Origin of the sequence: Streptomyces flavalbus, from assembly GCF_042674625.1 — a bacterium.
In the GTDB taxonomy this organism is placed as follows: domain Bacteria; phylum Actinomycetota; class Actinomycetes; order Streptomycetales; family Streptomycetaceae; genus Streptomyces; species Streptomyces flavalbus.
Genome location: NZ_JBHTEB010000001.1, coordinates 6,439,946 through 6,465,809, shown reverse-complemented (window position 1 = coordinate 6,465,809; position 25,864 = coordinate 6,439,946). Strand labels below are relative to the sequence as shown.

The following is a 25,864-nucleotide window of genomic DNA, read 5'->3' as shown; positions in this document are numbered from 1 at the left end:
CGACATCGCGAACGGCGCGGACGCCGAGGAGGTCCGCACGGGCACCGACGAGGAGTACCTCGTGGTGCGCAACGACGAGGAGCAGTACTCGATCTGGCGGGCGGACCGCGAACTCCCCGCGGGCTGGCACCCGGAGGGGACGCGCGGCGGCAGGCAGGCGTGCCTGGACCACATCGACGTGGTCTGGACGGACATGCGTCCGCTCAGCCTGCGGCGGCGGCTGGCCGGGGCAGATGCCTGAGGGACGCCCGGGGCTGCTGCCGGGGCCGTCGGCCCACGACCCGCCCGGCCCGCCCGCCGCCCCGGCGCCGTCCCTGACCCTGCCGGAACGGCTGTGTCCGGCCGTCCTCGACCTGTCCGGGCTCGACCTGTCCGCGCTGCGGGCGCGGGCGCCCGTACCGCGGGCGCTGCGCGGCCCGCTGGAGCTGTACCTGGCCCGGGTCGGTGACCAGGACGGGGCGGCGCTGCGGCAGGCCGGGACCGTCCTGGACGCCGAGGAGCGGGCCCGCGCCCGCGCCTTCCGGCACGACCGCGACCGTGACGCCTACGTGGTCGCCCACGCGGCGCTGCGGGGTGTGCTGAGCGTCGTGCTCGGGATGCGTGCCGAGGCGCTGCCGCTGGCGCGGGAACCGTGCGCGGGCTGCGGCGGGCCGCACGGGCGTCCGGTGCTGCGGACGCCCGGGGTGCACTTCTCTCTGTCGCACAGCGGCGGTCTGGTGCTGGTGGCGCTCGCCCCGGCGCCGGTGGGTGTGGACGTGGAGGAGCTGGCCACCGCGCAGGCGGTGCTCAGCGCGCAGTCCGCGCTGCACCCGGCGGAGGCGGACGAGCTGGCGCGGCTGCCCGGCTACGGGCGTCCGGCCGCGTTCACCCGGGCCTGGGTGCGCAAGGAGGCGTACCTCAAGGCGCTGGGGACGGGACTGGTGCGTGATCCGGCGCTGGACTACCTGGGCACCGGCCCGACGCCGACCGACCCCGCGCCGGGGTGGGCGGTCCGGGACGTCGTGGTCCCGGCGGGCTACGCGGCGGCGGTGGCCCGACGCGTGCCCTGAGCCGCCGGGAACACGAACGGCACGAACGGCACGTACCCGAACAGCACGGACGCGACAGCGCGGCGGGGACCGGTGGAGGACCGGTCCCCGCCGCGCTGTGCGTCGCGCGTGGGCACGGCTCAGACCAGGCCGTGGCGTACGGCGTGGGCGACCGCGTGGGCGCGGTTGCGGGCCTGGAGGCGCGCCATGATCTCGTAGATGGCGTTCTTGACGGTGTGTTCGGAGCAGTGCAGCAGCAGGGCGATGTCCGCGTTGCCGTGCCCCTCGGCCATCAGGCGCAGGACCGAGGTCTGCCGGGCGGTCAGCGGCGACAGGCCCGGGGCGGGCCCCGGCCCCGGTGGCGGGGGGCCGGTGGTCAGCAGGCGGGACAACTCCGGGTAGGGGATGCAGTGCTGGGGCAGGGCGGCCCGGTGGACGGCCCTGGTCAGGCTGTCCACGGTGAGGTCGGCGCTGCCGAGCACCGCCGCTCCGGCGCGCAGCGCCCGCAGTCGGCCGCCACGGCCCACGGAGTCGCAGACCAGCAGCAGCGGCCCGGGGGGACGCGTGCCGCACAGGGCCTGTTCGGGGGTGGCGGCGACGATGACGGTGACGGTGACGGTCCTGGGGGACGCGTACCCGTCCGCGCCGGGCAGGAGCCCGGCCCGCTCGGCGACCGCCCGGACCCGCTCCGCCCCCGGGGCGGACACCACCCGCACGGCGACGGCGGGAGCACGGGTGGCGGGCGGCTCGGCGCGGGTAACGGGCGGCTCGGTGAGGGGCGCGGGCGATCCGCCACGCCTGGCGGGTGATCCGGGGCGCGTGACCGGTGATCCGGGGCGGGTGACCGGTGGTTCGGTCAGGGTGGTGGTCACAGGAGGCCCGCCCGGAGGGCGTAGGCGACCGCGTGGGCGCGGTTGCGGAGCCGGAAGCGCTGGGTGATGTCGTGCACGACGGTGGTCACGGTGCGGGGCGAGTAGGCGAGCCGCTGGGCGATCTCGGCCGTCTCGTGCCCCTCGGCCACCAGCCGCAGCACCGAGCGCTCCCGTTCGGAGAGCATCCCGTCGGTCCAGCCGCCGGAGCCACGGGCGTCCGCCTCCGGCCGGTCCAGGAGCTGTTCGAGCAGGCCCGGCGGCAGCGTGCAGTCGTCCCGCGCGGCGGCCAGCACCGCGTGGGCGAGGCGGGACACGTCGGTCTCGCGGCGCAGCAACAGGCCCCGGGCACCGGCGGCGAGGGCGTGCAGGACGTCCCCGGGGGCGAGGGCGCTCGCCACCAGGACGACGGCGGGACGGTGGGTCTGGGTGCGGGTGGCGCGCACCATGTCGAGTTCGGCCGGTCCCAGCCGGTCCACGGCCAGGACGGCGACCCGCGCGTCGGCGGGCTCGCAGACGGTCAGTTCGGGGTGGACGAGCAGGGTCGTACGGGTGCCTGCTTCCAGCACCGGGTCGAGGGCGACCACACTGACGGCTACGGGTGCTCCCATCTGCTGCTCCTTGACAAGATCGGCCGCCCGGCCGGAACCGGTGGGGGGCGGTGGGGCATGGGGACTGGGTAACACCGTGCCGCCCGGGCCGGGGGGACGGCATCGGTAGACGGACCCCACCTTTCTGTCCGCTACCCGGTCCCCACGCCGTCGCGGCCGGGTAGGGGCCAGGCCCCCCGTACGGGGCGGTCCATGGGGGACGTACGCCCTCCCGCCCCCGGAAAACGCCCCGCTGACGGGTGGGCCCGCGCGGTCCACGCACCGCGCCCGCGGGGCATGGGTACGTACGCCACCTGCGGTTACGCCGGTCGCGGGGCCCACCGTGGGGGGTCCTCCCCAGGGGTGGGGAGGGGCCGCGGAGAATATGGGGGACGGTTACCCATGTGGGGGTCGTAGGGAGTCTGCGACCTTCTTTCTCGTGACCGACACCACCAGCCTCCCGACTCCCCGGACCGCCGGACTCCCCGCCACGTGGTGGGCCCCGGCGCTGACCCTCTCGGAGCGCCTCGCCGCCCCCGGGACCCCCGAGGCGTCCACCGGAACCGACGTCCCCGGGCCGATGCCCTGGGCGGCCGGGGACGCGGAGGGCTTCGGCCTGCGGCTGGACCGGCTGGGCGTGACCGGGAACATGGCCGCCGCCCTGGCGGCCGAGCCCGCCGAACGGCTGGCCGCGCGGGCCGCGAAGCCGGACTGGGCCGCGTACGCGGAGACGGTCCTCGCGGCGGCGCCCGAGACGCTCCCGCAGGCCGAGGACGAGGTCAAGGCCGAGGTCGAGGCGGCGGGCGAGGGCCCGGACGCGTTCGCCCCGGCGCTGCGGCCGGTGGTGACCGCGACCGCCGCACACCTGAACGACCTGGTCGTCGACGACGCGGGCCTCACGGACGCCGAACGCGCCGTCTGGACCGCCGCGTTCACCGAGACGCTGACCCACCAGTTGGTCCGGCAGGCCGCCCGCACGCTGGCCCACGAACTGCACGCGGCGCGCCGCTCCGGGCGGCTGACGGGGGCCGGTCCGCGTGAGCGGTTCGCCTCCTTCGTCTCGGCCACCGGCACCCGGCGCGGGCTGACGAACCTGTTCGCCGCCTACCCGGTGCTGGCCAGGATGCTCGCCCGGACCGCCCTGGACGCCACGGTGGCCGTCGCCGAGCTGATCGGCCGCTTCCAGGCCGACCGGGCCGCGCTGACCGACACGCTGCTGGACGGCCGGACGCCGGGCGCGCTCGTCCGGGTCGACCTGGGCCGGGGCGACGCCCACCAGGGCAACCGGTCGGTGGCGGTGCTGCGGTTCGCGGACGGCACCCGGATCGTCCACAAGCCCCGGCCGCTCGACCAGCACGCCCTCCTCGACACCCTGGTCGACTGGCTCAACGCCAAGATGCCCGGTCTGGGCCTGCGCACCGCCCGCACCGTGCGCCACGACACGTACGGCTGGCTGGAGTTCATCGAGCACCGCTGGTGCGCGTCGGTCACCGAGGCCGACACCTTCTACCGGCGCCAGGGCGCCCTGCTGGCCCTGCTGTACGCGGTGGACGGCGCCGACATGCACTACGAGAACGTGATCGCCCACGGCGACCAGCCGGTCCTGGTGGACGCGGAGACGCTGCTGCACACCGGCCTCGGGCAGGCCCTGACGGCGGGCCCCGACCCGGCCGCGGACGCCCTGGCCGCCTCCGTGCACCGCACCTGCCTGCTGCCGCACCTGCTCATCGGGGAGCACGGCGCCCTGGACATCTCCGCGCTCGGCCGGGACACCGACGGCACCTCCCCCAGCGAGGGCCTGCGCTGGGAGGACAGCGGACGGGACACCATGCGCGCGGTGCGCGGCCCGCTGCCCAGCCCGGCGGCGCGGAACCACCCGCTGCCCGCGGGCACGTCCCTCGCCGGTGCCGACCACACGGCGGCGCTGCTGGAGGGGTTCCGCGGCGCCTACGCGGCGATCACCGCGCACCGCGGTGAACTGCTCGGCCCCGACGGGCTGTTGGAGCGGTGGGCGGATCGCCCGGCCCGGCTGATCGCCCGCGCCACCCGGCTGTACGCGACGCTGCTGGAGGAGTCCGCCCACCCGGCCCTACTGGGTGACGCGCTCGCCCGGGAAGGGGTGTTCGCGGTGCTGTGGACGGAGTCCGAGCACGACCCGGCCCGGGAGCGGCTGGCCGAGCACGAGACCACCGCCCTGTGGCGCGGGGACATCCCCCTCTTCACCCACCGGCCCTCCGGCACCGCGGTCCGCGCCGACGACGGCACCACGCTGCCCGGCGTGCTCCCGGTGGCCGCGATGGCCGCGGTGCGGCGGAAGGTCGCCCGGATGGACGAGGTCGACTGCCACGACCAGGAGTGGATCATCGCGGCCACCCTCGCGGTACGCGGCGCGGGCTCGGCCGCCGACCGCCCGCGCTCCGAACTCGCGGCGGCGCAGGTGCCGCCCGTGGCGCCGGAGCCGTCCCGGCTGCTGGCCGCCGCGTGCGGGATCGCGGACGTGCTCACCGCCCGCGCGGTCCGGGACGGCTCGCGCACCAACTGGATCGGCCTGGAACGGGTCTCGGGTCCGCACTGGGCGGTGCTGCCGATGGGCGCGGGACTCGCCCAGGGGTACTGCGGGGTGGCGCTGTTCCTCGCCCACACCGACGCCCTCGCCGGAGCGGGACGGTACGCCGCGGCGGCCCGGGACGCCGTACGCCCGCTGCCCGCGCTCCTCAAGGCGCTCGCCGAGAACCCCGAGCTGTGCGAGGCCGCGGGGCCCGGCGCCTACGACGGCCTCGGCGGGATCGTGTACGCCGTGGTCCGGCTGGCGGCGCTCCTCGACGACGGGCTCGGGGCGTGTCTGCCGGACGCGCTGGCCGCGCTCGGCCACGCCGCCGTGGCCTGCCCCGACCCGGGGCTCGCCCAGGGCCGGGCCGGTGCGCTGGCCGCCGCCGTCGCCGCGTACGAGGCCACCGGGGACCCGGCGGCGCTGCGGCTGGCGGACGGTGTGGCGGAACTGCTGCTGGCGACGCCGGTGGACGTGGCCGAGGCGGGGTTCGCCGACGGCACGGCCGGGATCGCGTGGGCACTGCTGCGCTACGCCGCCCAGCGGCCCGAACTCGCCCGTCGCCCCACGGAGGTGGCCCGCGCCCTGCTCGACCGCGCCCCGCGGGCCGACGCCGACCCGGACCTGTCCTGGTCGGCGGGGCTGGCCGGGAGGACGGCCGCCGGGCTACTGAGCCCGCGGGACGCGACCGCCGACCTGCTGGAGGCCAGCGAGCGGCTCGCCGCCGCGCCGACCGGCCCGGACCTCAGCCTCGGGCAGGGCGCCCTCGGCAGGCTGGAGGCGCTGGCCGCGCTGGCCGCCGACGGTGACCCGATGGCCGGGGCGGCCCTGCACCGGCACAGCGGTCACGTGCTCGCCCTCGTCGAGGCGCAGGGCCACCGGTGCGCCACCCCCGACCACGTTCCCTCCCCGGGGCTGCTGACCGGGCTGTCCGGCATCGGCTACGGGCTGCTCCGCCTGGCCCGCCCGGAGGCCGTCCCCTCGGCCCTGCTCCTGCACCACCCCACCGACTGACCGACCCGCACCCCGCACCGCCGTACCTTCCGCACTCCCTCGAACCAGTACCTCCGCACCTCCGCACCTCCGCACCTCCGCACCACCGCTCGTCTGCACCACGGCACCCCCACCTCCACCCGTACCCCCTCACACGGGACACAGAAGGGACCACCGTCATGGACCAGCACTTCACCGCCGCCGCCGACACCACCGCCGCCGAGACCGCCGCCACCGAGCTGGACGCGGCGGGCGGTATCACCCTCTCTGGCCGCAACCGCGCCTGCGCCCGCGCCCGGGTGCTGGCCGGGATGGTCCTGACGAGCGGCATCGTCATCACGCTGAGCACCCTGGACACCTCGGTCTCCGGCCCGAGCTGACGGTCCGGCAGCAGTCGCCCCGCGTGCTGGCGCGGGCCCGCCCGGCGGGCCCGCGCCGCCGCGTTCCCGGTACCGCTCGGCCCTCTGACGCGATCTGCCCTTGCGCCGATCCGCCGATTATCATCTCGGTCCATGCGTTCCCACACGCCTTCCCTGGTCGGCCGGGACACCGAACTCACCCACCTCGAACGCGCCATGGCCGAGGCGAGGCAAGGCCGCGGCGGCGTCGTCTTCCTGGTCGGCGAGGCGGGGGTCGGCAAGTCGCGGCTCGCGGCGGAGGCCGTGGGCGGGGCGCTCGACGCCGGGATGCGGGTGCTGCGCGGCCGGAGCAGCACCACGGGCCCCGCCGTGCCGTTCCGGCCGCTCACCGAGGCGCTGATGTCGCTGTTCCGCGGCGGCGAGCCCATGGACGACCTCGCGCTCGGCCCCTACCGCCCGGTCCTGGGCCGACTGATCCCCGACTGGGACACCGGGGAGCGCGACACCAGCTCCATGGTCATCCTGGGCGAGGCGGTGCTGCGCCTCTTCATCGCCGCCGGGCGCGGCCGGGGCCACCTGCTCCTCCTCGAGGACCTGCACGACGCCGACCCCGAGACGCTCGGCGTGCTGGAGTACCTGGTGGACAACCTGGAGCACACGCCGGTCCTGCTGGTGGCGACCGTGCGCACCGACATCAGCGACGCGCTGGACCTCGCGCAGTCCGCCCGCCGCCGCGGCGCCGCCGCCCTGATCGAGCTGGCGCCGCTGTCCCGGCCGCAGGTGCACGAGGTGATCGCCGCCCAACTCGGCGTGGACGGCCCCGACGAGGTGCCCGCCGAGGTACTGGAGCGGCTGTGGGAGGACAGCGCGGGCAGCCCGTACCTGGTCGAGGAACTCCTCCAGTCGATGATCGGCTCCGGCACCCTGGTGCAGGGCCCGGACGGCTGGCGTGCCGTCGGTGACCTGCGCCGTGACGTTTCCTCGACGCTGGCCCGCGGCATCGTGCGCCGGGTGGACCGGCTGGGCGCCCAGGGCCTGAGCCTGCTGTCGGCGGCGGCCGTCCTGGGCCGCCGGTTCCCGCTCTCGGTGCTCCAGCGGATGACCGGCGTCGACGACCGCACGCTCCTCGGGCACCTGCACGCGGGCGTCGCCGCCCGGCTGGTCGTACCGGACGAACCGGCGCCCGACTGGTACTCCTTCCGCCACTCCCCCACCGTGGAGGCCCTGTTCACGCAGATGACGCCGGGCCAGCGGGCCGAGCTGGCGCGGCGGGCCGCCCAGGCGGTCGAGGAGCTGCACCCGGGCCTTGACGGCGACTGGTGCGCGCTGGCGGCGGGGTTGCGGTGCGCGGCGGGCGACCGGGTCGAGGCCGGGCGGCTCTACGCCGACGCGGGCGGCCGGGCCCTGGCGGCGGGCGCCCTGAACTCCGCGGTGACGCTGCTCGGCCGCGCCGAGGAGCTGCTCGCGGACGCGGACGACCCGCAGGCGCGGGCGGCGGTGCTGGAGAACCTGCTGCCCGCGCTCGCCGAGGCGGGCGACTTCGCCAGCGCCTTCGACCTGGTGGACGACCTGCACGCGCTCGGCGGCGCCGGACTGAGCGAGGTCCGCCTGGCCACGCTGCACGCGCGGCTGGCCAAGGTGGCGCACACCGCCGGGCGGTGGAGCGACGGCAACCGGCAGATCGCGCGGGCCCGCGAGGTGCTGCGGTCCGCGCCCGACGAGGCCGCCGCCCCGGCCGTGGCGGCCATCGACGTCACGGCGGCCTACCTCGCCCTGGACACCCCCGGCCCGGACCGCACCCAGCACGCCGAGAAGCTGGCCCGCGCCGCCGCCGACACCGCCGAGCGCCACGGACTGCCCGTCGTCGCCTGCCAGGCGTGGGAACTGCTCGCCACGGTGGCCAGGGAACGGGACCCGGAGGAGTCCTCGGCCATGCTCCAGCAGGCGCTGTCCACCGCCGAACGCCACCGGCTGCCGTTGCAGCGGATGTACGCGGCGACCCGGATGGGCGGCAACGCCTGGCTCGCCGAGGGCGACACCTCCGGGCTGCTGGCGGCCCGCGCGGAGGCGCTGCGCCTGGGCTCGGTGAACATCGTGCACACCGTCGACGGCATCCTCGTCCTCGACTCGGTGCTGCGCGGCGAGGAAGAGTCCGCGCGCTCCGCCGCCGACGCGTGCCTGGCCGTGGTCCGGCGGCTGCGCCTGGCGCCCGCCGTGCGGTACGTCCTGATGGCGCGGGCCACGCTGGAGGCGCACCGCGGGGACCGTCCCGCGATGGAGGCGGCGCTGGCGGCGTTCACCGAGTGGGACGGCGCCGGTTCCCAGGAGGAGCCGCTCAGCCTGGGGCTGGCGCGGGCGTTCTGCTCGCTGCTTGAGGAGAACCGGGAGCAGGCCCGCGCGGAACTGGCGGCGGTGCTCGGCCTTGAGGCGGACAACCCGTCGACGTACCACCTCAGCGGCACCCACGGTCTGGTGCTGCTGCTGGACGCGCTGGCCGGGGACGCCGACCGGGCACGGCACGCGGAGATCACGGCGACCGCGATGGCCCGGATGCGCTGGAACCGGCAGTTCGTGCGGCTCGCCGACGCGGTGCTGCTGGGCCGGGAGGGCGCCGGGGAGCGGGCGGCGGAAGCGGTGGAGTCGGCGCTCGCGGTGGCGCGGCCGTACCCGCTGGCCCAGCACCTGGGGCTGCGGCTGGTCGCGGACGCCGCGCACCAGGACGGCTGGGGCGATCCGGTGGGCTGGCTGCGGCGGGCCGAGCACTACTTCCACGAGCGGGACATCGCCGCCGTCACCGGGGCCTGCCGGGCGGCCTGCGCCGCCTGGGCGCGCCGGTGCACCAGCACCGCAGCGGGACCAGCGGCATCCCCGAGGAGCTGCGCACGCAGGGGGTGACGGTCCGGGAGTTCGACGTGTTCCGGCTGCTCGCGGAGCGGCTGAGCAACAAGGACATAGCCGAGCGGCTGTTCATCTCGCCGCGGACCGCGGAGAAGCACATCGCGAGCCTGGTCACCAAGACGGGAGCGGCCAACCGCGCGGACCTGTGCGCGCGGTCGGCCGCTCTGCGGGACGGCTGACGAACCCCCTTCCGTACGGCTACCGCATCTCGCGCACCGCGCGGGAGCCGAGCACCGCGAGGCCGGTGGCGGCGAGGACCGCGGCGACCACGCCGAACAGGGCGAGGTGGCCGGTGCGGGCCAAGGCGCCGCAGAGGATCAGGGACAGCGGGGCGGCGGCGTAGCCGAGCACCATGTCGACGGAGACGACGCGGGTGAGGACGTCCTGCGGGATGTTCCGCTGGATCCAGCTCAGCCCGAACACGCCCTGGTAGCCGATGGCGAAGCCCATGGCGAGGACGGTCGCCACCACGACGGGGGTGCTCTGCGCCAGCCCGAGGACGGCCATCCCGGCGCCCAGCCACCCGGCGAGGGCGGCCACCAGCAGGCCGACCCGGGGCCGTCCGCCGACGGCGCCGCCGACGAGGGTGCCGAGGACGGCGCCCCCGGCCAGCGCCCCGTTGAGGACGCCGAGGGTGGCCGAGCCGCCGCGCAGCACCTGGTCGGCGAGGGTGGCGAAGCCGACGGTGAAGGGGCCCGCGTAACAGAAGTTGACGGCGGTGTCGAGGGCGACGATGGTGCGCAGGCGCGGGTCGCGCAGGGTGTAGGTGACGCCCTCGCGGATGCGGGCGCCCAGCGACGGCCCGGCCTTCGCCGGTGCGGCCTCCTCGGGCCCGGACGGAGCCTTGTCCGGCTTGGGACGCGTGCGGATGCGGGACACGCACAGGCCGCACAGGGCGAAGCAGGCCGCGTCGACGAGGAAGGCGACCGGTGCCTGGGTGAGGGCGATGACCACGCCGCCGACGGCGGGGCCGAGGACGGCGGCGGTCCGGGCCCCGGCGCCGAGCAGGGCGTTGGCCGGGGCCAGCAGGTCCTCCTCGACCACCGAGGGCAGGATGGAGACGCGGGCGGGCTGGAAGAAGGCGTCGACCGCGCCGAACCCGGCCGCCGCCGCGCACAGCATCCACACGGTGAGGTCGCCGGTGAGCCCGGTGATCCCGACGGCGGCCATCAGCGCCGCGCGGATCCAACTGGAGACGACCATCAGGGTGCGGGTGGACCAGGTGTCGCCGAGGGTGCCGCCGACGAGGGTGAGCAGGGCGCGGGGTACGGCCTGGAAGGCCAGGACGTAGCCGAGGGTGAGGGTGGAGCCGGTCAGGCTGAGGGTGATCCAGGAGAACGCGACGACGCTGAAGCCGTCACCGAGCAGGGAGAGCGCCTGCCCCGTCCACAGGAGGCGGAAGGAGCGGTGCCGGGCGGGCGCCCACAGCCGCGGCCGGTCCGCGGCGAGGGTGGTGGCCATGAGGTGCCTCTCTTCGAACGGACGCGTGTGGTCCGGTCCGTGACGGTCGGTCAGTAGCGGACGGGCAGGGCGGTCAGGCTGCGGTTGAGCAGGGACGGCTGCCAGGTGAGCCGCTCCGGGTCGGTGAGGGTGAGTTCCGGCCGCTCGCGGACGAGGGTGCGCACGGCGCTGACGGCCACCAGCCGGGCGAGGGCCGCGCCGATGCAGAAGTGGGCGCCGAAGCCGAAGCCGAGGTGGGTGGCGCCGGTGCGGGTCACGTCGAAGCGGCGGGGGTCGGGGAAGCGGGCGGGGTCGCGGTTGGCGGCGGCGGTGACGAGGAAGATCCGGTCCCCGGCGCGCAGGGTGTGGCCGTCCAGTTCGAGGTCCCGGGCGGCGGTGCGGATCGACATCTTGGACGGCCCGTCCAGGCGCAGCGTCTCCTCCACCGCGCCCTGCGCCAGCTCCGGTTCGGCGCGTACGGCGGCCAGTTGGCCGGGGCGGGTGTGCAGCGCCAGGACGGTGTTGGCGATGAGGTTGCTGGTGGTCTCGCCGCCCGCGAACGCCATCTGGGTGAGCAGGCCGACGAACTCCTCCTCGGTGACGGAGTCCCCGACCCGGCCCTCCTTCAGGACCTGGCTGATCAGGTCGTCGCCGGGCTCGGTGCGCCGCCGGGCGACGAGGTTACCGAGGTACTCCTCCAGGCTGACCAGGGCCTGGAGGGAGGCGCGGTACTCGCTCTCCTCCTGGGCGGTGCCGAGCACGAGGTCGGCGACGCGGGTGTTCCAGTACCAGAAGGAGGGGCCGTCGGTGGGCGGGATGCCGAGCCAGCGGGCGAACACCAGGGCGGGCAGCGGTTTGGCGACGTCGGCCATGAGGTCCCCGGTGCGGCCGGGGACGGCCTTGCGGGCGAGGACGGCGCGGGTGGCCTTCTCGGTGAAGGCGCTGTAGCGGGCGACGGCGCGGGCGGCGAACGCCTCCTGGAAGACCTGCCGCAGCCGCCGGTGCTCGGGCGGGTCGTTGAAGACCATCCAGCGCGACAGGATGCCGAAGGCGCGCTCGGCGTCCGCGCGGGCGCCCTGCGGTACGGCGTCCATCAGCGGCCTGACCCGGTCGGCGGAGACGGCCCGGTCGCGCAGGCAGCGCATGACCTGGTCGTAGCCGGTGACGAGCCAGGCGTGGTGCAGCGGGCTCCACCGCACCGGGGCGTCCTCGCGCAGGGCGTCGAGGTGGTCGTAGGGGTCCGCGACCATGTCGGGGGCGAGCAGGTAGCGCTCGGTGAGGGCGGGGGCGTGGGTGGTCATCGGGTCTCCCCCGTCTCCAGGGCGGTGAGCAGGTCGGCGATGCCGGTGACGCGGGGCTCGGCCATCATCGACATGTGGTCGCCGTCGCTGATGTGCAGGGTGAGTCCGCCGCGGGCGGTCTCCCGCCAGCGGGCGACGTAGGTCTCGTAGTCGACGTCGAGTCCGGGCATCGTGCGGCCCCGGGGCAGGCTGGCGGCCTCGCTGCCGACGACGAGGTGGATGTGGCCGGGGTAGGGGCGGACCTCGTAGGCGGCCAGGGCGGCGAGCAGGGAGTGCCAGACCTCGATGGGCGCGTTCTCGACGAGGGCGGCCTCGGCCGGGCTCATCCCGGCGCCGAGGAGGGTGGCGGTGAGTTCCGCGGTCACCTGGTCGCGGCGGGCGGAGTGGGGCAGTTCACGCAGCCGGTCGCGCAGCCGCAGGGCCTCGCGCAGGTCGCGGGTGACGCCGTCGAGGCGGGCGCGGGCGGCGGCGTTGGGCAGGTAGGGCTCGATCAGGACGAGCGGGGCGACGGGGTGACCGGCCCGGTGCAACTGGGTGGCCATCTCCAGGGCGATGTTGGCGCCCATGGACCAGCCGAGCAGGGCGTGCGGGCCGGGTGCGCCGCGGTCGGTGATCTCGGCGGCGTAGTTGGCGGCGATGCCGGTGACGGTGCTGGGGTCGACGCCGCCCAGCAGGCCGCGGGCCTGGAAGGCGTGCACGGGACGGCCGGGCGGCAGGGCGCGGGCCAGCGGCACGAACCAGGCGGCGCTGCCGCCGGTGGGGTGCACGCACCACAGGGGTTCCCCGGTGCCCTCGCGCAGCCGCACCTCGGAGGTGACGGCGGCGGGCAGGGCCTGGCCGACCTTGCGGGTGGCGTGGGCGGCGAGCCGGGCCAGGGTGGGGTGTTCGATGAGGTCGCCGACCGTGACGGGCAGGCCGCGTCCGGCGGACATCAGGGAGACGCGGACGGTGGACAGGGAGCTGCCGCCGATGCGGAAGAAGTCGTCGTGGACGCCGATGCGGGACAGTCCGAGGACCTCGCGCCAGATCTCGGCGAGGATGCGTTCGGCCGGGGTGGCGGGGGCGACGTACTCGGCCTCCCGCTGGTCGAGTTCGGCGGGCGGCAGCGGCAGCGCCCGCTTGTCGGTCTTGCCGCTGCGGTTGACGGGCATCTCGTCCAGGACGACGAACCGGGACGGCACCATGTACCCGGGGAGGGTGGTGCGCAGGGCGCCGCGCAGGGTCTCCGGGGCGGCCTGGCCGGGGTCGTCGGTGACGAGGTAGGCGACCAGGGCGGGTTCGCCGCCGGGCAGGTCGGTGCGGTGCAGGACGACGGCCTGGCGGATGCCGGGCAGTCGCCGTAGCGCGTGCTCGATCTCGCCCAGTTCGATGCGGAAGCCGCGGAGCTTGACCTGGGCGTCGCGGCGGCCCAGCCACTCCACCGTGCCGTCGGGCCGGTAGGCGCCGATGTCGCCGGTGCGGCACAGCCGTTCGCCGGGCGCGCCGTAGGGGTCGGGGACGTAGGTTGCGGCGGTGAGCGCGGGCCGCCCCAGGTAGCCGCGGCCGACGGCCTGGCCGCCGAGGTGGATCTCGCCGGGGACGCCGACCGGCACCGGCTGGAGGTCGTCGTCGAGGACGTGGACGCGGGTGTTGCGGATGGGGGTGCCGACGGGCGGGCGGCCCTGGCCGGGGGCGAGGTCGGCGGAGACGGACCAGACGGTGGTCTCGGTGAGGCCGTAGACGTTCTGGAAGCGCCGTCCGCGCGACCAGCGGTCCGCCAGCTCGGTGGGGCACGCCTCGCCCGCGACCTGGAGGACGCGCAGCTCGGGGAAGGTGTCCTCGCCGAGGACGGCGAGCGCGCTGGGCGGCAACATGCCGCCGGTGATGCGGGCCTCGCGCAGGGTGCGGGCCAGGTCGGGCCCGGGCCGCAGGTCCTCCTTGGGGGCGGTGACGAGGCGTCCGCCGTTGGCGAGGGCCCAGGTCAGCTCCAGGATGGAGGCGTCGAAGCCGAAGGAGGCGAACTGCAGGACCCGGTCGGCCGGGCTGGGCTCGACCACGTCGCGCTGGCCTTCGAGCATGTTGGACAGGCCGCGGTGCGCGATGGCGACGCCCTTGGGGCGGCCGGTGGAGCCGGAGGTGTAGATGAGGTAGGCGAGGGTGTCGGCGTCGGCGTCCCGGCCCGGCACCGGTCCGACCGGCTCGGCGGGCTCGTCCAGGCAGATCGCCGGGCCGTCGAAGGGCACGGCGCCGACCAGGGCGCGCTGGGTGAGCAGGACCCTCATGCCGCTGTCCGCGGCCATGAACGCGAGCCGCTCGGTGGGGTGCTGCGGGTCCAGCGGGACGAACGCGCCACCGGAGCGCAGCACGCCGAGGGCGCCGCGCACCCAGTCGGGGCCCCGGTCGACGCAGATGCCGACGACGGTCTCGGGGCCGACGCCGAGCAGCCGCAGCCGCCGCGCCACCTGCTCGGCCTGCTCGTGCAGTTCGGCGTACGTCAGCGGCTGGCCGCGGTGTTCGACGGCGACGGCGTGCGGGGTGCGGGCGGCCTGCCGCTCGACGTGCTCGTGGAAGAGCAGCGGGGAGGACGGCAGGTCGGGGCCGCTCGCCCAGTCCAGGACGGTGGCGCGGGCGGCGCCGGTGGCCGTGGGTCGCCGCACCGGGGCGTGCGGGTCGGCGGTCATGGCCTCCAACTGGGCCACGAACACGTCGGCGACCTGCTCGGCGGTGACGGGGGCGACGTAGGCCGGGTCCACGTCCAGGGTGAAGGCGTTGACGCTGGCGTTCACCAGCAGCGGGAACATGGTGCGGGCGATCTCCAGGGAGTCGTCCCAGGAGTCGTGCGCCAGCCGGTGGAAGTTGACGTAGTTGAAGACGGTGTCGGTCAGGTTCGGCTCGGTGGGCCTCAGTTGGGCGATGCGGACCAGCGGCACCCTGCGGTGCGGCAGCATCTCCTGCTCGGCGCGGAAGACGTCCCGCAGGTGGGTGAGCCAGTCGCCGCGCGGCCGGTCGACGCCGAACGGCACGGTGTTGAGGAACAGCCCGCGCATCCGGTCGGCGCCGGGCACCTCCGGGCGGCCGTTGGTGACCAGGCCGACGCTGTGGCCGCGGACGCTGTCGTCGCGGTCCGCGAACAGGCTCATGGTGTGGTGGAAGGCGGTGAGCAGGACGGTACGGCGGGGCACGCCCGCCTGTTTGGCGAGGCGGCCGATGCGTTCGGTGAGGTGGGCGTAGGAGCGCCGCACCTCGTGCACCGGCGGCCCGTCCGCCCCCGCCCCGTCGGTGCGGCGGCGCAGGGTGACCGGGCGCAGCGCGGCGAGGCGGTCCCGCCAATAGGCGAGGGACTCGGCGCTGTCCAGCGCGGCCCGCTCCAGGGCGACGTACTCGGCGAAGGCGGGCACGCTCGGCGGGCGCGGCGCGGTCCGCTGGGTGACGGCCTCCCGGTGCAGGGCGAGCAGGTCCGCGACGAGGGAGGTCAGGCTCCAGCCGTCGAGGACGACGTGGCAGTCGGTGAGGACCAGGCGCAGCTCGTGGTCGGTGACGTGGTGCAGGTGGATGCGGACCAGGGGCGCGGCGGCGAGGTCGAAGCGGCGGTCGAACTCCTCGTCGACGAAGCGGCGCAGCCGGTCCCGCTGCTCCTCGCGGGGCAGTCCGCGCAGGTCGGTGTAGCCGACGGGCAGGTGGGCGGCGCGGTGCACGAGTTGCAGGGGCTCGCGGTAGCTGACGAGGTCGACGGAGGTCCGCAGGATCGGGTGGGCGGCGACGAGCGCGTCCACGGCGGCCTGGAAGGCGGCGTGGTCGAAGCCCTCGGGGACGCTGATCTTCAGGTCGGTGACGTTGTGGTAGGCGCCGCGCCGGGGGTCGGCGAGCATCTCGTGCAGCATCCCCGCCTGGAGCATGGTGAGCGGGTAGGCGTCGGCGAGGCCGTCGGGCAGCCGGTCCGCGTCGGCGCGGTCGAGCTGGGAGAACGGGGCGACCGGCGCGGGCGCGTCGACGGCCTCGGTGGCCACGGCGGCGAGGTCGGCGAGGGTGCGGGCGCGGAACACGTCGGCCACGGTGAACGCGAGACCGGCGAGCCGGGCGGTGCCGACCAGGCGCAGGGCGAGGATGGAGTCGCCGCCGAGGTCGAAGAAGTTGTCGGTGCGGCTGACGTGCTCGACGCCGAGGACCTGGCCGAACACCGCGGCCAGGGCCGTCTCGGTCGGTCCCTCGGGCGCGGTGTGCGCGGCCGGTCCGGTGGTGGTGGGGCGGACGGCGGTGAGCGCGGCGCGGTCCACCTTGCCGTTTGCGGTCAGGGGCAGCCGCTCGTGGCGGACGAAGAGGGCGGGGACCATGTACTCGGGCAGGGTCAGCCGCAGCCCGTCCCGCAGCGCGGGCGGGTCCAGGGGGCGGCCCTCGGGGGTGACGACGTGGGCGACGAGGCGGGCGGTGCCGCCGTCGTGGCGGGCGACGACGGCGGTGTCGGTGACGCCGGGCAGGGCGCGCAGGGCGGTCTCGATCTCGCCGGGTTCGATGCGGTAGCCGCGGATCTTGACCTGGTGGTCGGCGCGACCGACGTAGGCGAGCTGCCCGTCGGGCAGCACCCGCACGAGGTCGCCGGTGCGGTACATGCGGGCGCCGGGCGCGGCGGCGAAGGGGTCCTCCAGGAAGCGTTCGGCGGTCAGCTCGGGCCGGTTGCGGTAGCCGCGGGCGACGCCGCCGCCTGAGACGTGGAGTTCACCGACGCCGCCGTGCGGGACGAGGCGGCCCCAGGCGTCCAGGACGTAGCCGTGGGCGGCGCTGAGGGGGCGGCCGATCGGGGAGCGGACGGTGCCGTGGACGTCGTCCTCGGTGATGGTGCGGATCGTGACGTGGACGGTGGTCTCGGTGATGCCGTACATGTTCACCAGCGCCGGGCGGGGGCCCGGCGTGGTGAACCAGTCGCGGTAGTCGCGGACGTCGAAGGCGTCGCCGCCGAAGACGACGGTGCGCAGGGCGAGGTCGCAGAAGTCGGCGCCGGTGTCGCGCAGGTGGGCGCGCAGGCCCTTGAAGGCGGCGGGCGTCTGGTTGAGGACGGTGACGCGCTCCTCGCGCAGCGTCCGGTGCACGGCGGCCGGGTCGCGGACCTCGTCTCCGGTGAGGACGACGACGCGCCCGCCGGTGGCCAGGGGGGCCCACAGCTCCCAGACGGAGAAGTCGAAGGCGGGCGAGTGCAGGAGCGTCCACACGTCGTCGGGGCCGAAGTCGAAGTGCCGGTCGGCGGCGCCGAGCAGCCAGGCCAGGTTGCCGTGGGTGATCTCGACGCCCTTGGGGCGGCCGGTGGAGCCCGAGGTGTAGATGACGTAGGCGAGGTCGTCGTGGCCGGGAACGGCGTCCTCGGCGTGCGGGGCGTCCCCGGCGTGCTCGGTGGGGTCCGGGGTGTCCAGCTCCAGGAGGCGGGCGGGGAGGCCCTCGACGGCGGGGCGGGTGGCGGTGTCCGTGACGATCAGTTCGATGCCGGAGTCGGTGACGGTGAACTCACGGCGTGCCTTCGGGTGGGTCGGGTCGAGCGGCAGGTAGGCGGCTTTGGCCCGCCAGACGGCGAGGAGGGCGACGGCCAGGTCGGGGGTGCGGTCGAGGCAGACGCCGACGAGCGCGCCGTCGGTGACGCCCGCGGCGCGCAGCCGCCGGGCCAGCGCGGTGGCGCGGGCGTCGAGCTGGGCGTAGGTGAGGTGGCGTCCCGAGCCGGTGACGGCGACCGCGTGCGGGGTGCGGGCGATGTGGTCGGTGAGGCGGTCGGCCGCGGTGCGCGGCGCCGGTACGGGGGCGTCGAGGGCGTGGGCGGGGCCGTCCGGTCCGAGCAGGTGGGCGCGTTCGGCGGCGGTGAGCGGGTCGACGGTGCTCAGGGGGGCGTCGGGGGTGGTGTGGAACGCCTCCAGGAAGCGCACCGTGTGGCGGGCGAGCGCGGCGACGGACTCCTCGGTGAAGAGGTCCGGCCGGTAGACGAAGGCGAGTTCGGTCCGGCCGTCGCCGTCGCGCAGGTCGAGGGTGAGGTCGAACTTGGCGGTGGTGAGCCCGATCCGGTGCGGGGTGCCGGTCGCCGCGCCGAGCGCGAGGGTGCCGGAGCCGGTCTCGGTGTGCGTGTACAGGACCTGCACCAACGGGTTGCGGACCAGGTCACGCTCGGGGCTGAGCGCCTCGACGACCTTCTCGAACGGCAGCGACTGGTGGGAGAACGCCTCCAGGACCCGTTCCCGGGTGCGGGCGAGCAGGGCGGCCGGGGTCGGGTCGTCGGAGAGGTCGCCGCGCAGCACGAGGGTGTTGACGAAGAAGCCGACGACGTTCTCGGTCTCGACGCGTTCGCGGTTGGCGACGACCGTGCCGACGGCGATGTCGTGCTGCCCGCTGTGGAAGGCGAGCGCGGCCTGGAACGCGGCCAGCACCGTCATGTACGTCGTCGTGCCCGCGCGTCGGCCCAGGGCGGCGAGGGCGTCGGTCAGGGCCGGGGGCAGCGGCACGGCGTGCACGGCGCCGTGGCTGGCGGGCAGGTCGGGGCGGGGGTGGTCGGTGGGCAGCTCCAGCGGGGTGAGCCCGGCCAGCCGGGACGTCCAGTGGTCGAGGGCGGCGGACTGGTCGTCGGCGCGCTGCCAGATCGCGTAGTCGGCGTAGTCCAGCGGCAGTTCGGGCAGGTCGGGGCCGCGTCCCTCGCTCCTGGCCCGGTACAGCTCGGTCAGGTCGCGCACGAGGAGGTCGAGCGACCAGCCGTCGGAGATGATGTGGTGCATCCCGAGGACCAGGACGTGGTCGTCGTCGGCCGCGCGGACGAGGGTGGCGCGGAACGCCGGTTCCCGGGCGAGGTCGAAGGGGCGCAGCGCGGCGGCGTGGACGGCGCCGTCCAGGTGCCGGTCGCGGTCCTCGCCCGGTGGGGCGCTCACGTCGACGACGTCGAGTACGGCGTCGGGCACGGGCAGGACCCGCTGGTGGGGCACGCCCTCGTGCTCGGGGAAGACGACGCGCAGTTGCTCGTGGCGGGCGACGAGGTCGGTGACGGCGGCGCGCAGCGCGGGCACGTCCAGGGGGCCGGTGAGGCGCCAGGCCGCCGGGAGCAGGTAGGTGGGGGCGCCGGGGTCGAGCCGGTCCAGGAAGTACAGGCGCTGCTGGCTGGCGGAGAGCGGGGGCCGCTCCGGGCGGGGCCGGACCCGGACGGGGCCGTCGGCGGGGGCGGCCGACCGGCCCCGCAGCCGCTGTTCGAGCAGGCGCCGGGCGGCCGGGGACAGGCCGCCGCCGGTGGTGAGGGGTCCGGGACGCACGTCGGGCGTGGTCATGGGGCACTCCGTTTCTCAGGTCGGTGAGGGGCGGTGCGGCGGCGGGCACGGGCACGGGCCGCCGGGAGGAACCGCGGACGGGGCGTGGGCCGCCGCGCGGGTCCGCGGGCGGGGCGGGGACGGCGGGGCGGGGACGCCGGGGCGCGGGCCGCCGGAGGGGGTCGCGGAGGCGACCGTGGCCGTCAGAGGTCGGCGGTCAGGGACAGGTCGATCTCGTCGTCGCTCATCTGGGAGATCAGCTCCAGCAGACGGCGCTCCACCTCGGCGGCGAGCCGCTCCACGGTGGGGTGTTCGAACAGGTCGCGGACCTGGAGGGGGCAGTCGAAGGCGGTCCGCAGCCGGGAGGCGACGGAGACCGCGCGCAGGGAGTGGCCGCCCAGGGCGAAGAAGTCGTCGTGGACGCCGACCCGGGGCAGGTCGAGGACCTCGCACCAGATCTGCGCGATGACCGTCTCCGCCGGGGTGCGCGGCGGCACCAGGGTGTGCGGGTCGCGGGCCGCGGGCTCGGGCAGCGCGGCGGTGTCCAGCTTGCCCTGCACGGTCAGCGGCAGCGCGTCGAGCAGGACGAACGCCGAGGGCACCAGGTAGTGCGGCAGATGGGCCCGGCAGTGGTCGGCGAGGGACTCCTCGGACACGCCGCGCCCGGCGACGTAGCCGACCAGGGCGGGTTCGCCGTGCAGGGTGCGGACGAGGACGGCGGCGCCGTGCACGCCGGGGCAGGCGCGCAGGACGGCCTCGCTCTCGCCGGGTTCGACGCGGAAGCCGCGGATCTTGACCTGGTCGTCGTTGCGGCCGAGGAACTCCAGCGCGCCGGACGGCAGTCGGCGCACGATGTCGCCGGTGCGGTAGAGGCGCCCGCCGGGGCCGCCGTACGGGTCGGGCACGAACCGCTCGGCGGTCAGGGCGGGCCGCCCGAGGTAGCCGCGGGCCAGTTCCGGGCCGCCGATGAGGAGTTCGCCGGGGACGCCGTGCGGGGTCAGCTCGCCGCGCGGGCCGACGACGTAGGTACGGCGGCTGCCCAGGGCGCGGCCGATGGGCACCCGGCCCTCGGGGCGGGCGTGGACCGTCTGCGCGGTGGCGGAGATGACGGTCTCGGTGGGGCCGTAGGTGTTCACCACGGGCACGCCCGGCAGGTACGTGAACCAGCGGTCCAGCGGGTCGGCGGGCAGCGCCTCTCCCCCGGTGACCAGCAGCCGCAGCGTGCCGAGGCGGGGGGCCAGCGCGTCCAGGCGCGCCACGAGTTCGACCCAGTAGGACGGGGTCAGTTCCATGACGGTGATCCCGGTCGCGGCGACGCGGTCGGCGAGTTCCTCCGGCGCCCAGATCGTGTCGGGCCGTACGACGACGCTGGCGCCGACGCTGAGCGCGGGCAGCATCTGTTCCAGGGAGGCGTCGAAGGAGGTGGAGGCGAAGGTGAGGACCCGGTCCCGGTGGGTGAGCGCGAACGTGTCGCGGGCGGCGGCGACATGGGCGTCCAGGGCGTGGTGCTCGACGCCGACGGCCTTCGGCAGTCCGGTGGAGCCGGAGGTGAAGATGACGTAGGCGAGGTCGTCGGGGCCGGGGGTGTGGCGGGGACCGTCGGGCAGCGGCGGGACCTCGTCCGCGCGCACGGCGCGCAGGCCGAGGGCGGCGACGGCGTCGGAGGTGCCCGCGTCGCACACCACCTGCCGTACGCCCGCCTCCTCGGTCATGTGGCGCAGGCGGCGGGTCGGGAGCCGCGGGTCGAGGGGGACGTACACGCCGCCCGCCCGCCACACGGCGAGCATCGCGGCGACGGCTCCGGCGCCGCGGCCCGTGCACACCCCGACCGGGTCGCCGGGGCGGGTGCCCGCGGCGGTGAGCGCGGCGGCGATGCCGCCGCCGTGGGCGTCGAGGTCGGCGTAGCTGAGGGCGGTGTCCTCGCAGACGACGGCGGTCGCGTCGGGCCGCCCCGCGACGGTGAGGCGCGGCGCCGGGGGGACGGCGCGTCCGGCGTGGGCGAGCAGGTCGGCGCGGTCGGCCGCGGAGAGCAGGGGCGCCTCGTCGTAGCGGACGTCGGGGGTGTCCAGGAGGGTGCGCAGCAGGCGGCCGGTGTGGTCGGCGAAGCGGGTGGCGGTGGCCGGGTCGAACAGGTCGGCGGCGTACTCGACGTTGAGGGCGAAGCCGCCGTCCCGGATGACGAAGGTGGCCGTCAGGTCGAACTTGGCCGAACCCCACGGCAGGGTGAGGTCGGTGGCGTCGAGGCCGGGCAGCGGACCGCGTCCGCCGGTGCCGTCCTGGACGTCGACCATGACCTGGAAGAGCGGGTTGCGGGACAGGTCGCGTTCGGGGCGCAGCCGTTCCACGACCTTCTCGAAGGGGACGTCCTGGTGGTCGAAGGCGCCCAGGACGACGTCGCGGACCCGGTCCACGAGGGTGCCGAGGCAGGGCCGCCCGCTGAGGTCGGTGCGCAGGACGACCGTGTTGACGAAGAAGCCGACCAGGGGCTCCAGTTCGAGCCGCCCGCGCCCGGCGACGGGGGTGCCGACGCAGATGTCGTGCTGTCCGGTCCAGCGGGCCAGGACCGCCTGCGCGGCGGCGAGCAGCACCATGAAGCGGGTGGCGCCGTGCTCGCGGGCGACGGCGTCGACGCGGTCGACGAGGTCGTGGGGCAGCTCGACCTCGACGGCGCCGCCACGGCCGGTGAACGCGGCGGGCCGGGGCCGGTCCGTGGGCAGCTCAAGGGCCGGGGCGCCCGCCAGCGTGCGCTCCCAGTAGGCGAGTTGGGGTTCCAGGGCGCCGCTGTCGACGCGGTCGCGCTGCCAGACCGCGTAGTCGGCGTACTGCACGGGCAGCGGCGGCAGGGCGGCGGGGCGGCCCTGGGCGCGGGCGTGGTAGTGCTGGGCGAGTTCGTCCAGCAGGACGTGCTTGGACCAGCCGTCGGTGACGGCGTGGTGCAGGGCGATCAGCACGACGTGGTCGTCGTCGGCCAGCTCCCACACGCCCGAGCGGAGCAGGGGCGGCCGGGCGAGGTCGAAGCGGCGGGTGGCGTAGGCCGCGGCACGGGGGCGCAGCGCGTCGACGCGGCGCTGTCCGTCGGGGTCCGCTGTGTCCTCGGCGTCCTCGGGGAGGCGCTCCCAGTGCAGCGGGACGCCGACCGGGTCGCACACCTCCTGCACGGGGCGTCCGTCGGACTCGGTGAGGGCGGTGCGCAGCACCTCGTGGCGGGCGACCAGGTCATCGAGGGCCCGCTGCCAGGCGGTGCGGTCCAGGCCGCCGCGCACCCGCCAGCAGTACCACAGCAGGTAGGAGTCGCCCCGGTCGGAGGTGCGGTCCAGGAACCACAGGCGTTCCTGGGCGAACGACAGCGGCAGCGGCCCGTCGCGGTCGACGGGCACCACGTCGGTGGCGCCACTGGCGCGGGCGGCGGCGACGCGGGGCGCGAAGCCGCGCACGGTGGGGTGCTCGAACACGGTGCGCAGTTCGATCTCGCGGCCCAGGCGCTGGGCGATCCGGGAGACGGCCATGGTGGCGAGCAGGGAGTGGCCGCCGAGGTCGAAGAAGCTGTCGTCGAGGCCGACCCGCTCCAGGCCGAGGACGTCGGCCCACACCTCGGCGACGATCCGCTCGGTCTCGTCGCGCGGCGCCGCGTAGGCGGGCCCGGCGGCGGCCCGCTGGGGCGCGGGGTCGGGCAGCGCGGACCGGTCGAGCTTGCCGGAGACGCCGACCGGCAGGGCGTCCAGGACGACGAAGTCGGAGGGGACGGCGTACTGCGGCAGGTGCTCGGCGCACCAGGCGCGCAGCGCGGCCCGGTCGGGGACGGCCGGGGCGTCGGGGGCGGGGACGACGTAGCCGGTGAGGGCGCGGCCGGTGGCGCGGTCGGGGCGGGCGGCGGCCTGCGCGACGAGCGGGCAGGCCCGCAGGACGGTCTCCACCTCGCCGAGTTCGATGCGGAAGCCGCGGATCTTCACCTGGTCGTCGCGGCGGCCGAGGAACTCCAGGTCCCCGTCGGGGGTCCAGCGCACGAGGTCGCCGGTGCGGTAGAGGCGGGCGCCGGGCGGGCCGTAGGGGTCGGGCACGAAGCGGTCGGCGGTGAGGGCGGGCCGGTTGAGGTAGCCGCGGGCCACCTCGGTACCGCCGATGAGGAGTTCACCGCCGACGCCGACCGGGACGGGTGCGCCGTCGGCGTCGACGACGTACACGCGCCGGTCGCCCAGGGGGCGGCCGATGGGCACGGTGTGGGCGGGCGGGTCGTCGGCGTCGTAGGTGGTGGCGGTGACGGTGGTCTCGGTGGGCCCGTAGGCGTTGCAGACGCGGACGTGCGGGACGGCGGCGCGCCAGGCGGCGAGCGTGTCGGGCGGCACGGCCTCACCGCCGAGGACGAGGAGTCGCAGGGTGGAGAGGGAGGCGGCGAGGCGGCGGTCGAGGCAGTGCGTGAGTTCGGCCCAGTAGGTGGGCGGCACGTTGACGACGGTCAGGGCGTGCCGCCGCACGATCTCGGGGACCTGGGTGGGCAGCCAGGGCTCGTCGGGGCGGATGACGACGGTGGCGCCCGCGGTGAGGGCGGGCAGGAGCTGGTCGAGGGAGGCGTCGAAGGAGAACGACGCGAAGGCGAGGACGCGGTCGGCGGCGGTGATGCCGAAGCGGGCGCGGGCGGCGGCGACGTGCGAGGCGAGTGCGGCGTGTTCGACGCCGACGGCCTTGGGGCGCCCGGTGGAGCCGGAGGTGAAGATGACGTGGGCGAGTTCGCGCGGGTGCGGCCGGTGCCGGGGGCCGTCGGCGGCCGGGGCGACGGTGGTGACGTCGATGAGGACGGGGGCGAGGTCGGTGGCGTCGGGCGCGGTCGCCGGGTCGGTGACGACGCAGCCGAGGTCGGCCTCCCGGGCCATGAACCGCAGCCGCTCGGCGGGGAGTTCGGGGTCGAGGGGCACATAGGCGCCGCCCGCCCGCCAGATGCCCTCGATCGCCGCGGCCGACCACAGGCCGCGGCGCACCAGCACGCCCACCGTGTCGCCCGGTCCGACGCCCGCGGCGCGCAGCCGGGCGGCCAGGCCGCCGGTCATGGCGTCGAGTTCGGCGTAGGTGACGCTGGCGTCGCCGCACCGCAGGGCGACGGCGGCGGGGCTGCCGGAGAACGCCGGGTACGGGGCGGGGGTGGCCGGGCGGTCGCTGGCGCGGTGCCAGTCGGGGTGGGGCCGGGCGAGCGTGCCGGGCCGCGCGGGCAGGTCGCGGGCCAGCTCCCGTACCGGGGTGCCGGGTGCGGCGAGGACGGCCCGGACGAGGGCGACGTACGCCTCGGCGAAGGCGCGCATGGTGGCGGCGTCGAACAGGGCGGTGGCGTACTGCAGGAGGGCGGCGATGCTGCCGTCGGCGCGCAGGGTCAGGTCGAGGAAGACGTCCAGCGGGGTCTCGGTGAGCGGCGGTTCGACGAGGGTGACGTCGAGGCCGGGCATCCGGACCGGCTGGATGGGCGCGTTGAGGAGGGTGAACGACGCCTGCGCGAGGGGGTGCCGGGACAGGTCGCGGGAGCCGCCGCCGAGGGCGCCGACGACCAGGTCGAAGGGGGCCTGGGCGTGCGCGAGGTCCACCGGGACGCGGGCGCGCACCCGGTCCAGGAGGGTGGTGAAGTCGGGGGCGCCGCCGAGGTCGGTGCGCAGCACGACGGTGTTGACGAGCGGGCCGATGACGGTGTCGGCGCCGGGCCGGGCGCGGTCGGCGAGGGTGCTGCACACGGCGATGTCGTCGTGGCCCGCCCACTGCCCGAGCAGGGCCTGGTAGGCGGTGAGCAGGACCATGTAGCGGGTGGCGCGGCGGGCGCGGGCGAAGGTGTCGACGGCGGCGACGAGTTCGCGGGGCAGGTCGAAGCGGACGACGTCCCCGGAGCCGTCCCAGGTGCGCGGGCGGGGCCGGTCGGTGGGCAGGTCGAGGGGGGAGAGCCCGGACAGGCGCTCGCGCCAGTGGGTGAGCAGCCGCTCCAGGCGGGGGCCGCGCAGGCGTTCGCGTTCGGCGCGGGCGAGGTCGCCGTAGGCGACGGCGGGCGGGGCGACGGGGTCGCCGCGGTACCCGGCGGCGAGTTCCTCCAGCAGGAGGCCCCATGACCAGCCGTCCACGGCGATGTGGTGCACCTCGACCAGCAGCAGGTGCTCCTCGGGGGAGACGCGGGCGAGGACGGCGCGGATCGGGTGCCGCTCGGCGAGGTCGACGCGCCGCCCGAGGCAGCGGGCGTAGAGGTCCTCGGGTCCGGTCACCTCGACGCGTTCCAGGGCGATGCCGTCGGGGGCGTCGACGACCGGGACGGGTTCGCCGTCCACGGCGGTGAACCGGGTGCGCAGCACCTCGTGCCGGTCCACGACCGCGGACAGCGCGCGGTGCAGCCGGTCCGGGTTCAGGGGGCCGCACAGGCGCAGGACCAGCGGGAGCATGGAGCCGCTGGCGGAACCGGCGAGCTGGTCCATGAACCACAGTCGGCGCTGCGCGAAGGATGCGGTGCGGGTGTCGACGCCGTCCAAGGCCCTCTCGGGGGCCGGTCCTGATGTCACTGTGAGCCTCCAAGCCGTGTTTCGCAGCAGACTGCCGCCGACGGCCACGGGGCCCATAGGGAAGAAGACGCAGCACCGCGCG

General features: G+C 76.2%; 12 protein-coding genes. 6 read left to right on the top strand and 6 right to left on the bottom strand.

Annotated elements, in window-relative coordinates:
• The first annotated feature begins 4 nt into the window (after positions 1-4).
• Entirely contained in the window at positions 5-241 is a 237-nt protein-coding gene (locus tag ACFQZ6_RS28880) for an MbtH family protein (RefSeq protein ID WP_381618718.1), read from the top strand.
• The gene (locus tag ACFQZ6_RS28875; RefSeq protein WP_381614692.1) at positions 234-1,049 is read left to right on the top strand and encodes a 4'-phosphopantetheinyl transferase family protein; all 816 of its coding nucleotides are present in this window, start codon (positions 234-236) and stop codon (positions 1,047-1,049) included. The genes ACFQZ6_RS28880 and ACFQZ6_RS28875 overlap by 8 nt, the downstream gene beginning before the upstream one ends.
• 119 nt (positions 1,050-1,168) lie before the next feature.
• On the opposite strand, the gene ACFQZ6_RS28870 is transcribed toward ACFQZ6_RS28875, so the two are convergent.
• Positions 1,169-1,900: a helix-turn-helix transcriptional regulator gene (locus ACFQZ6_RS28870; protein WP_381614689.1), complete on the bottom strand. Its 732-nt coding sequence runs from the start codon at positions 1,898-1,900 to the stop codon at positions 1,169-1,171.
• The gene (locus tag ACFQZ6_RS28865) at positions 1,897-2,508 is read right to left on the bottom strand and encodes a LuxR C-terminal-related transcriptional regulator (RefSeq protein ID WP_381614687.1); all 612 of its coding nucleotides are present in this window, start codon (positions 2,506-2,508) and stop codon (positions 1,897-1,899) included. Before ACFQZ6_RS28865 ends, ACFQZ6_RS28870 begins: the two co-directional genes overlap by 4 nt.
• Before the next feature lie 418 nt (positions 2,509-2,926).
• On the opposite strand from ACFQZ6_RS28865, the gene ACFQZ6_RS28860 reads away from it, so the two are divergent.
• The 4 genes from ACFQZ6_RS28860 to ACFQZ6_RS28845 all read left to right on the top strand — a co-directional run bounded on the left by ACFQZ6_RS28860 (position 2,927) and on the right by ACFQZ6_RS28845 (position 9,464).
• The gene (locus ACFQZ6_RS28860) at positions 2,927-6,049 is read left to right on the top strand and encodes a type 2 lanthipeptide synthetase LanM family protein (RefSeq protein ID WP_381614685.1); all 3,123 of its coding nucleotides are present in this window, start codon (positions 2,927-2,929) and stop codon (positions 6,047-6,049) included.
• A 158-nt stretch (positions 6,050-6,207) separates the two neighbouring features.
• Positions 6,208-6,408, top strand: coding sequence for a hypothetical protein (locus ACFQZ6_RS28855; protein WP_381614683.1), 201 nt, complete (start codon positions 6,208-6,210; stop codon positions 6,406-6,408).
• A 132-nt stretch (positions 6,409-6,540) separates the two neighbouring features.
• Entirely contained in the window at positions 6,541-9,282 is a 2,742-nt protein-coding gene (locus tag ACFQZ6_RS28850) for an ATP-binding protein (RefSeq protein ID WP_381614680.1), read from the top strand.
• The gene (locus tag ACFQZ6_RS28845) at positions 9,222-9,464 is read left to right on the top strand and encodes a response regulator transcription factor (protein WP_381614677.1); all 243 of its coding nucleotides are present in this window, start codon (positions 9,222-9,224) and stop codon (positions 9,462-9,464) included. Before ACFQZ6_RS28850 ends, ACFQZ6_RS28845 begins: the two co-directional genes overlap by 61 nt.
• 19 nt (positions 9,465-9,483) lie before the next feature.
• On the opposite strand, the gene ACFQZ6_RS28840 is transcribed toward ACFQZ6_RS28845, so the two are convergent.
• The 4 genes from ACFQZ6_RS28840 to ACFQZ6_RS28825 all read right to left on the bottom strand — a co-directional run bounded on the left by ACFQZ6_RS28840 (position 9,484) and on the right by ACFQZ6_RS28825 (position 25,782).
• Positions 9,484-10,746 (bottom strand): MFS transporter, encoded by a 1,263-nt coding sequence (locus tag ACFQZ6_RS28840; protein WP_381614674.1) that lies wholly within the window; start codon positions 10,744-10,746, stop codon positions 9,484-9,486.
• A 50-nt stretch (positions 10,747-10,796) separates the two neighbouring features.
• Entirely contained in the window at positions 10,797-12,026 is a 1,230-nt protein-coding gene (locus tag ACFQZ6_RS28835; protein ID WP_381614671.1) for a cytochrome P450, read from the bottom strand.
• Entirely contained in the window at positions 12,023-19,285 is a 7,263-nt protein-coding gene (locus tag ACFQZ6_RS28830; RefSeq protein ID WP_381614668.1) for an amino acid adenylation domain-containing protein, read from the bottom strand. Before ACFQZ6_RS28830 ends, ACFQZ6_RS28835 begins: the two co-directional genes overlap by 4 nt.
• A 182-nt stretch (positions 19,286-19,467) precedes the next feature.
• Positions 19,468-25,782 carry an amino acid adenylation domain-containing protein gene (locus ACFQZ6_RS28825; protein ID WP_381614665.1) on the bottom strand — a complete coding sequence of 2,105 codons (6,315 nt, stop codon included), beginning with the start codon at positions 25,780-25,782 and terminating at the stop codon, positions 19,468-19,470.
• Positions 25,783-25,864 lie beyond the last annotated feature (82 nt).

What these genes read in the sequence shown, in the direction of transcription:
- ACFQZ6_RS28855 (WP_381614683.1), top strand. Translation starts at nt 6,208, where the DNA reads ATGGACCAGCACTTCACCGCCGCCGCCGACACCACCGCCGCCGAGACC.
- ACFQZ6_RS28830 (WP_381614668.1), bottom strand. Translation starts at nt 19,285, where the DNA reads ATGACCACGCCCGACGTGCGTCCCGGACCCCTCACCACCGGCGGCGGC.
- ACFQZ6_RS28840 (WP_381614674.1), bottom strand. Translation starts at nt 10,746, where the DNA reads ATGGCCACCACCCTCGCCGCGGACCGGCCGCGGCTGTGGGCGCCCGCC.
- ACFQZ6_RS28850 (WP_381614680.1), top strand. Translation starts at nt 6,541, where the DNA reads ATGCGTTCCCACACGCCTTCCCTGGTCGGCCGGGACACCGAACTCACC.
- ACFQZ6_RS28875 (WP_381614692.1), top strand. Translation starts at nt 234, where the DNA reads ATGCCTGAGGGACGCCCGGGGCTGCTGCCGGGGCCGTCGGCCCACGAC.
- ACFQZ6_RS28835 (WP_381614671.1), bottom strand. Translation starts at nt 12,026, where the DNA reads ATGACCACCCACGCCCCCGCCCTCACCGAGCGCTACCTGCTCGCCCCC.
- ACFQZ6_RS28865 (WP_381614687.1), bottom strand. Translation starts at nt 2,508, where the DNA reads ATGGGAGCACCCGTAGCCGTCAGTGTGGTCGCCCTCGACCCGGTGCTG.